The sequence below is a fragment of the Microcystis sp. M53598_WE2 genome, from assembly GCF_030067735.1.
GTDB classification, from domain to species: Bacteria; Cyanobacteriota; Cyanobacteriia; order Cyanobacteriales; family Microcystaceae; genus Microcystis; species Microcystis aeruginosa.
The window spans coordinates 1-7475 of the sequence record NZ_JASJFE010000662.1; the positions used below are offsets into that span (position 1 = coordinate 1).

A 7475-nucleotide genomic window follows, 5' to 3' on the forward strand; every position below is an offset into this window, starting at 1 on the left:
GCGAGAATATAGAACATATTTTCACATTGGTACAAGCTGGGAACTATCAGAATCAACTATATGTCGGATTGTAAATAAGACGGAAAAAATGCTTTTACAATCGGGAAACTTCCGTTTAAAAGGAAAAAAAGCTCTACTAAATCAAGCAGAGATACCGGTCGTAACGGTAATGGATGTAACGGAAACTCCCATTGAACGCCCCAAAAAGAAACAGAAAGATTTTTTGGGGGGTAAAAGAGGTTATCATACTTTAAAATCCCAATTAGTAGCTGATCAAAATACCGAGGAAATTATCTGTGTCTTTTGTGGGAAAGGCAGAGGTCATGATTTTAGTTTATTTAAAAAAAGTCGAGTTCGTTTTCATCCTTTAACTACCAGCATAGAAGACAGTGGTTATCAGGGAATAGCTGCATACCATAGTAATAGTTATACACCGAAAAAGAAATCGAAAAATAGAAAATTAACAGAGTTAGAAAAAGAGTATAACAAGGCTTTAGCTAAAGAAAGGATTATCATTGAACCTATAAATAGGAAACTCAAAATCTTTAAAATCTTATCCTGTAAATATCGGAATCGTCGTCGAAGATATAGTTTAAGAGTTAACTTGTTGGCGGCTATTTATAACTGTGAGTTAGGGATAGGTATAGCAGCTTCTTAAAAGTTGCCTAAAGATTAATCAAGTCAAGGAGAATTTATTCTCAATTATAAAAATTGAGATAGTTTGTGCCGCTTAAATAAAGAGGTTTTGATAACCAAATTAAAGCAGCTCTAAAGAGTTTTGAGTTAAAAGTTAAACTTCAAGTTTTCATTCAGGACGAATGTACTGATTAACTAATTTTTTGGGGAAAATTAGTTAAACCATCATTATAACATATAATTAATTTGCAAGAGTTCTAATGTCGCCTTGTTTGGAGAAATGAGCAAAAATTTCATCAACAATACCGTCTGTCATCACTAGCGATACATGAGGGTTAGATTGGCTCCATTCGATGACTCTGAGATGCCAAGTGTCTCTAGGACTAAGCAACGCTATCCAGTAAAAGGTATCGGCAAAAATTATTTTCATTCTTTACGTTTTGGTGTGCCATAAAGATAATGATCGTGTTGTTCGGCTCCGTCGGTGGGGAGTTGAGCGATAATTTCTGGCGGAACATCAGCCATAATTTCCTGAGCGATTTGCCAGATGGGTTTACGAGTTTCAGGATATTTTTCTGAGCGTGCCGACAAGAGGAAGTCGAGAACTTCTTGTAGGAGTGGCTCGGAGCTTTTTTCGATTTCCTGTAGGAGTTCTTCTTTGGCTGTCATGGCTGGTTTGGGATGGGGGAATACTCGATATTATAGAATATTATAGAGATTTATCGGGCGATCGCTGATTGTATCGCGGTTTCTCCATCAATTCCTTCGCCTCTTCAAGAAAGTCCCCTTTTTTAAGGCTTCGGCCGTGAGCTCAGCCGAACGGGGGATTGAGGGGGATCAAACTCGATTGCCCATTGTTGATAGCGATCGCATTTACTCAGTAATTGCAAGGCTTCGGCAATGATTTCATCTGGATTGGCATAACGCCCCGTATTTAGTTTGGCTTCGATCAGCTTTTGGTGTTCGGGTTTTAAGGTTAATTTCAGGGTCGTTAAGGCTTGGCTTTTTTCGTTATAGGTTTGTCGCTATGGAATCATCCCAGGGTTGCGGAGGCAAGAGGTTTCTCTCGTTTCTGCGGTGGGGTGGGTTTCTGGGCTGTGGAGATCGCGGTTCTTGATGTAGCTCGCTATTTTTGTGGTCTTGGGTATGGGTTAAAAGTTTGGGGTTGGGAGAGTGGGGAGATTGTCAGGATATTTTGACAAGGTTTGGGCTTAAGTTGGTAAAGTTGGGGATTTTTCCCAAGTTAAGGATTTTTGTGGGAGAGTTGAGGGGCTGAAAGTTAGGCAGGATAGGGATTTGAGGAATTTTATGGACTTTTTCCTTAAGTTGGTAAACTTTGGTTGCGTTGGGTGTTGAGATAAAATAGACTGCTCTTTAAGTTCGACTTAATTCTGATAATTTGGGAGAAAATTAAAATGGTTGTTGACAGTTCCGTACCCATTGAGTCTAAATCTATTCAAGCTGGACAGCTTCCAGTCGTGATGTTGCAGTTGCTCACAGGCAGTCAAACTCAGGACGGTCGCGCAGCTGGCATCTTTACTGCCGACGACCTAATCAAAATCTTGCTGTATGTCCGCGCTGCCAGGAAGCTACCGCAGAGCCTCGAACAGTTCACGAAAGACATCGGCAGCAACAGCACAGGCATCCCTGGACTTGAGCCTAACGAAATCATCGATTTGTACCAAAAGATCACTGACCATGCTAACCGCTGGACACCAGTCGAGGGCCTGGTGAAGGAGCAGGCTTCTAGCCTCAAAGTCGCATCGGATGACATCGTTAGAATTGGTGGCAAAGTCATCAATACCATCACCAAGATGGATATCATTGAGCAGATGCAAACCATCAACGACCCGACTGTAATAATCCCAATTTCTAGTGACAAGGACGCTAAAATTCAAATGGCGTTGCCAGAAGTCATCAAAAAGTTAAAGGCAACCTGCGCCGACCAGAAGCAACGGACGCTCAAGGTGCTTATGGCAGTGCGTGACTACAAAACCGAGATCTCTGGTGGCACCCTATCGGACAACAGAACAGTGAATGGTCTTGAGCCAGCGATCGTAGACAAGAAAGAGCGGGCTAAGAAAGCCAATTTGGATGGTCAGATCAAAGAACTCCAAGACAGTATTGATAGCCTTGAAAAGGATATCGATCAACTGAAGAAAGACTACGACAAGTATGTCGGGCTTGCATTCACTGGTGCCGCAGGCGGAATTATTGGTCTCGCCATTACAGGCGGCATTTTTGGCGATAAGGCCGAGAAGGTTCGGAAAGATAGGAACTCAAAAATCCAGCAAAAGGATGAGAAGTCCGAGGAGCTCAAGCGGAAACAGCAGGTAGAGGGCATACTCAATAAGTTTGCAACCCAATTTACAGATATTGGAATGCGTCTTCTAGATGCTCAGCAGTCCCTAGAGCACCTCGACTTCTTGTGGACTGACATCATCGCAAGAATTGACCAATCGGTTGATAAGTGGAATCAAGTCAAGGACAGCGATATGTTGCTGACCTTTGTTACTGACCTTGAAGGCATTGTCAACCCGTGGAAGGAAGTGGGTAACATGAGCACCGATCTTGGGAAAGTCTTTGACAAGGCTTATGAGGAGTTCAAAAAAACCTACGATTCCTAGTGAAAGCTCACCTCGATATATTTCCGCGTACAAGCCACGCTTTCCAAACACTTTTCAAACATAGGATAAGGTCATCATGAGCACTATGCAGTTTTCCAATTCTAAAGCTAGTATCCCGAACTTTGAGTCTGTGGCACAGTCTGTCCAAACTATTAAGCGAAGCGTTCCTGCGATGAGCGATGGAGCATATTCCTACTTTACCGATCGCCTTAAGCTCGCCGCCACTGTAGCAGACGACCTTAATCAAGAGATCAGCAACGCTCTTGCCTCGCTGCCAACCTCGTTGAACAACATGAAGGTAGTCCAACTGCTTCTACAAAAAATTGGTGAGATTGACGAAGCCCAACGCACGGGCAGTATTTCTACTGAGCAAGCTAACACCCCACGGGCACAGTTGCAAGGCAGGCTGAGTAATGCAGTCTCATCCACCCTCACAGACTTTAACAATGCTGCGACTAAGCTTTCTGACTCTGCTGATCGCCTCTCAACATTTGGGAAAGAAACCGAGGTGCGACTTAAGGATGCCATAGCCACCGAGACAGCAAACCATGAACGCCTAAAGCAAGACGTTGATCGTGAGTCCGCTCGTCTCAAAACCCTCAAAGAGCGCTATGATACCCTAGCTGCAGCCGTTGATGAAGCGCGGGGTGGGCCGACCGAAGAGCTTGTTGGACTCTTGCCAGATGAAGAGGAACTGTCGAGCCTTCTTGATGCTGGCCCGGGGGATGCCGCTGCTCCAGAGGTTGCAGTCGCGAAGAAGTCAATCGAGCTAGCCGTAAAGCAAATTAAGAAAATATTGACGGCTGTTGACAAGGTCATTAAATTCGAGCAACTCACCCAAATGCGCGATGAAGTCGGCAAGGCGGCAACGACGCAGCGCATTGTGGTAGAAGCCTTTCAAGAACGTCTGCGGGCGCAGAACGCGACGCTATCACAGCTAGACACAATTGGAACGGCGGGAACGTCCATGACAGCGCTGGCTACGGAAACCACTAAGCTGTCCACAGCATTCTTTAGTTTCGCGACAACACTTCGAGATTTGAACAATCAGGCGGTTACGGCGGATACCTTAATGACAATTATCAACGACATGGAGTTTTATGTAAACCAAGCTCGCAATGAGCATAACAAAGTCATCCTTTCTTAAATTGTTGTTCCGAACACGATCACCGTTCTTAATTGGGTGCGTTCCACGCACCTTTTACTTTTTAAAAACACTTTAATCTAAATTGCGATGAGCTATGTTATGACAACATATACTGCATTATTCATTGCTGATTTATCAGGAATCGTGGCGATCATTATCGTCCTCCAATCAGTCCTTCCTCTGAAGACATTGTAACATCAATCCCTCGCACCCTTAAACCTTTGGCGATCGCCTGAGAAACCCCTTCATCCAGTGCGATCGCCCGCTTCTGGTTAATTAAACTTTAAAACCGCGATTGTTTTGGTTTTTGAAAGAGCGAGCGCCGTGCTAACCTAGTGGACAGAAAGTAATCTACAAGCGATCAGTTGAAGCCATGAGTGAAGCCGTTGTAACACTTCTTAGACAGTTCAAAAAACTTTCAGCTAGAGAAAAATCTGAGTTCCTTTCAGCCAGCCTGAGTCCGACTGGAGACTATGGTGATTGGAGTAATGATGATGCAGTTCTTTTTGCCGCTCAATCGTTTGCTCGTCTAGATGCAGAGGAGGAAGCAGATGGGGAATCCGAAGCCAGTTCGTAGCGAAGTTTGGTTGATTGATTTTGGGATAGCAGCAAAAGTACGCCCCGCTCTTGTTGTGAGTGAACCTTATGGAGATGAGGATCGAGCTTTGATTGGTGTGATTCCTCATACAACTAGTATCAGAGGCTCCCAATATGAGATTCAGATCGACCTTCCCTTTCTGAAAAGAAAAGGTGCCTTCCTACTTCAGGGTTTTGTAACCGTTCCTCCACCCTATTTTGTGAAAAAGCTTGGAATGCTATCGGAATCACAGATGAAATTAATTGAAAACGGGCTGAAAGATTGGCTCCGCCTTTAATAATCGTCATATAAACCTTCGTCTTCTGGGGCATAACTATTCAGGAATGAAGAATGAAGGCGATCGCTAACCAACGTTTTGGGCTGAATGGTGATCACCCACTTCCCTTTTTGAAAATGATGTTTTAACAAAACGCCCTTACCTCAAAAAAGAATGGTGTATTTACGTTATCGAAAACCCTATTCGCTGTGAACCTCAAGAAGATAATCGTTTTCGCTTTTGGGCGCAGATAAAAGAATTTGGCGATCGATACCTGAGAGTCATTACTCTAGAAGATAAGCTGACTATCCACAACGCCTTTCCAGACCGGAGCTTTAGACCATGAAGATTAACTACTACCCAGAAACAGACTCCCTTTATATCCACCTTGCAGACAAATCCAGTGTTGATAGCCAAGAAATTTCAGAAGGAGTCGTTGCCGATTACGATGAATTAGGGAACCTAGTCGGTTTAGACATTGATAATGCCAGCAAAAAAGTGCAACTCGGTGAATTTATTATCAATCAACTCCCCCTCGTCCCCCTGAAAGCATCTGCATAAGTTTAAGTAAATTAGGGAGAAATGAAGCGGCGATCGGCGTGTTACTCTAAATGATTTTTAATAGCCACAACTTTTAACCCATTCCCTTAACTGATCCTCATCAATTTCTTCCTCTGCTTCAACCCCAGTTATCCATTCCTGCGGATCAGCTAAATTTTCCAATCTCTTAATGGCTAAAGCTTCTGCTGATGATATTGCAGGGTCATCTTCCAGAATAATAATAACCTCTACTTTTCTCCCAGGGAAAAGCTGATCTGACTGAATTTCTAGACGACCATCTGACTGAACAAAAATTGTTTGACGAATCGCTTGAGTCATTAGTAACCTCTTGGATTTTGTTAATGTTAATGTAAGCTAAAAATTTACTTTCACTCATCAAACTCAATTTTTTTTAGACTGAGTATGCTATCTAACAAGTCTTTTTACTCTTGAATACGACATATTTTTATAATATTACGTTACGCCATGCCGACCAATCTTGCCGTTGCTTGAACTGTCAAAACAGTGCGATCGCCGATTGCGTAGGGTGCGTCCCATTATCCCACTAATCGAAAAGCAGCATCAATCGGCAATTGTAACGGTAAGGATTGATTCCAGCGTTTCGAGAAAAATAAAATCTCCAAATTCTCAATCTCCCCAGAAGTCGGATTTAGACGAGCGACAATTTCATCCCCAATCTCCTCCGACTCTTGATCTGCATAGGGAGAACAGACATCTACATAAAGAATATCTCCCGTCGGGTCATAGCGAAAAGTTAGATTTTTTTCCATACCATTATTCCCCCTGTAATTTTTCGGGCTGTGTATATAGTCACGATCCAATGACGACTAAGATTAGATTGGGAAACCACCACCACAATTAAAAATCGTCCCGTCCGAATCGTTGAAAACCACTTAGAAAATAACAACGCCTTTTCATCGTGATCGCTAGAACGAATTAAATCTGGATCAGCTAAAGTCTGGGCTAATTGCTCCTCATAATCGGGTAATGTACCCGGATGGCGAACAATAATATGCTGTTCTCGCTCATCGGTTAATTCAACCTCTACTTCTAAATAACTACAGAAAAAAGACCTGGTCAAATTTTCTTCATGTCTCCAAAACTGATCTTAAATTTAAAAACCAAAACTTAATCATTGGCGATCACAGCTGCCAATATCAGAGACATGAAACGTGAAAACAACTCAGCCTTGCGACAAAGCATAAACTAATTGCTCTTGATCAGAAGCCCCAATCAGTCCTTCCTCTGAAGACATTTTAACATCAATCCCTCGTATCCTTAAACCTTTGGCGATCGCCTAAGAAACACTTTCATCCAGAGCGATCACTGCCTTCTTGTTAATTAAACTTTAAAACTGCAATTATTTTAGCCTTGGAAACGTCAATCGCCGTGTTACCCCAAGGGATAGAAAATAGTCTACGAGCTATCAGTTAAAGCTATGAGTGAAGCAGTTGTAACACTTCTTATTGCGATCGCTGATCCCATAGGATGGTTTAGCATACTGTAACCCGTCAAAAACATTGATGACTAAGGCAAGTATTTTTTAGTATTGCAAAATTTAGAAAATTTTGCGGTCGCGGTTTTATTGTTGATGGTTGATAAGGGGCGTTTTTCAAAACAATTTGCCTTGAAAACTTAATGCTAAAATGA

General features: G+C 42.7%; 10 protein-coding genes. 6 read left to right on the forward strand and 4 right to left on the reverse strand.

The genetic code is table 11. The annotated features are described in order from the left end of the window. On the forward strand, positions 1-658 hold a 658-nt coding region (locus PX636_RS13475; protein WP_288117572.1), incomplete at its 5' end, for an IS5 family transposase. Positions 659-1062: 404 nt separating this feature from the next. Here PX636_RS13475 and PX636_RS13480 read toward each other — a convergent pair. Beyond that, positions 1063-1305: a hypothetical protein gene (locus tag PX636_RS13480; RefSeq protein ID WP_288117573.1), complete on the reverse strand. Its 243-nt coding sequence runs from the start codon at positions 1303-1305 to the stop codon at positions 1063-1065. A gap of 746 nt (positions 1306-2051) precedes the next feature. Here PX636_RS13480 and PX636_RS13485 point away from each other — a divergent pair. The 5 genes from PX636_RS13485 (at position 2052) to PX636_RS13505 (ending at position 5825) form a co-directional block, all read left to right on the forward strand. Next, complete coding sequence (locus PX636_RS13485) at positions 2052-3263, forward strand: alpha-xenorhabdolysin family binary toxin subunit A (protein WP_288117574.1); 1212 nt, start codon at positions 2052-2054, stop codon at positions 3261-3263. A gap of 76 nt (positions 3264-3339) precedes the next feature. Next, positions 3340-4410: an alpha-xenorhabdolysin family binary toxin subunit B gene (locus PX636_RS13490; RefSeq protein WP_288117575.1), complete on the forward strand. Its 1071-nt coding sequence runs from the start codon at positions 3340-3342 to the stop codon at positions 4408-4410. 373 nt (positions 4411-4783) lie between these two features. Continuing rightward, positions 4784-4987 carry a hypothetical protein gene (locus PX636_RS13495; RefSeq protein ID WP_002797544.1) on the forward strand — a complete coding sequence of 68 codons (204 nt, stop codon included), beginning with the start codon at positions 4784-4786 and terminating at the stop codon, positions 4985-4987. Beyond that, the gene (locus PX636_RS13500; protein WP_004163786.1) at positions 4962-5285 is read left to right on the forward strand and encodes a type II toxin-antitoxin system PemK/MazF family toxin; all 324 of its coding nucleotides are present in this window, start codon (positions 4962-4964) and stop codon (positions 5283-5285) included. The genes PX636_RS13495 and PX636_RS13500 overlap by 26 nt, the downstream gene beginning before the upstream one ends. A 321-nt stretch (positions 5286-5606) precedes the next feature. Next, positions 5607-5825 carry a DUF2283 domain-containing protein gene (locus tag PX636_RS13505; RefSeq protein ID WP_004163787.1) on the forward strand — a complete coding sequence of 73 codons (219 nt, stop codon included), beginning with the start codon at positions 5607-5609 and terminating at the stop codon, positions 5823-5825. Positions 5826-5882: 57 nt separating this feature from the next. On the opposite strand, the gene PX636_RS13510 is transcribed toward PX636_RS13505, so the two are convergent. The 3 genes from PX636_RS13510 to PX636_RS13520 form a co-directional block, all read right to left on the reverse strand. Beyond that, positions 5883-6143, reverse strand: coding sequence for a hypothetical protein (locus tag PX636_RS13510; protein WP_288117576.1), 261 nt, complete (start codon positions 6141-6143; stop codon positions 5883-5885). 218 nt (positions 6144-6361) lie between these two features. Continuing rightward, the gene (locus tag PX636_RS13515) at positions 6362-6595 is read right to left on the reverse strand and encodes a DUF2283 domain-containing protein (RefSeq protein WP_002769319.1); all 234 of its coding nucleotides are present in this window, start codon (positions 6593-6595) and stop codon (positions 6362-6364) included. Next, a complete protein-coding gene (locus PX636_RS13520; protein ID WP_002797545.1) occupies positions 6580-6906 on the reverse strand; it encodes a hypothetical protein in 327 nt (108 codons plus the stop codon). Before PX636_RS13520 ends, PX636_RS13515 begins: the two co-directional genes overlap by 16 nt. Between the last annotated feature and the right edge of the window lie 569 nt (positions 6907-7475).

What these genes read in the sequence shown, in the direction of transcription:
- PX636_RS13505 (WP_004163787.1), top strand. Translation starts at nt 5,607, where the DNA reads ATGAAGATTAACTACTACCCAGAAACAGACTCCCTTTATATCCACCTT.
- PX636_RS13485 (WP_288117574.1), top strand. Translation starts at nt 2,052, where the DNA reads ATGGTTGTTGACAGTTCCGTACCCATTGAGTCTAAATCTATTCAAGCT.
- PX636_RS13515 (WP_002769319.1), bottom strand. Translation starts at nt 6,595, where the DNA reads ATGGAAAAAAATCTAACTTTTCGCTATGACCCGACGGGAGATATTCTT.
- PX636_RS13480 (WP_288117573.1), bottom strand. Translation starts at nt 1,305, where the DNA reads ATGACAGCCAAAGAAGAACTCCTACAGGAAATCGAAAAAAGCTCCGAG.
- PX636_RS13510 (WP_288117576.1), bottom strand. Translation starts at nt 6,143, where the DNA reads ATGACTCAAGCGATTCGTCAAACAATTTTTGTTCAGTCAGATGGTCGT.
- PX636_RS13490 (WP_288117575.1), top strand. Translation starts at nt 3,340, where the DNA reads ATGAGCACTATGCAGTTTTCCAATTCTAAAGCTAGTATCCCGAACTTT.
- PX636_RS13495 (WP_002797544.1), top strand. Translation starts at nt 4,784, where the DNA reads ATGAGTGAAGCCGTTGTAACACTTCTTAGACAGTTCAAAAAACTTTCA.
- PX636_RS13500 (WP_004163786.1), top strand. Translation starts at nt 4,962, where the DNA reads ATGGGGAATCCGAAGCCAGTTCGTAGCGAAGTTTGGTTGATTGATTTT.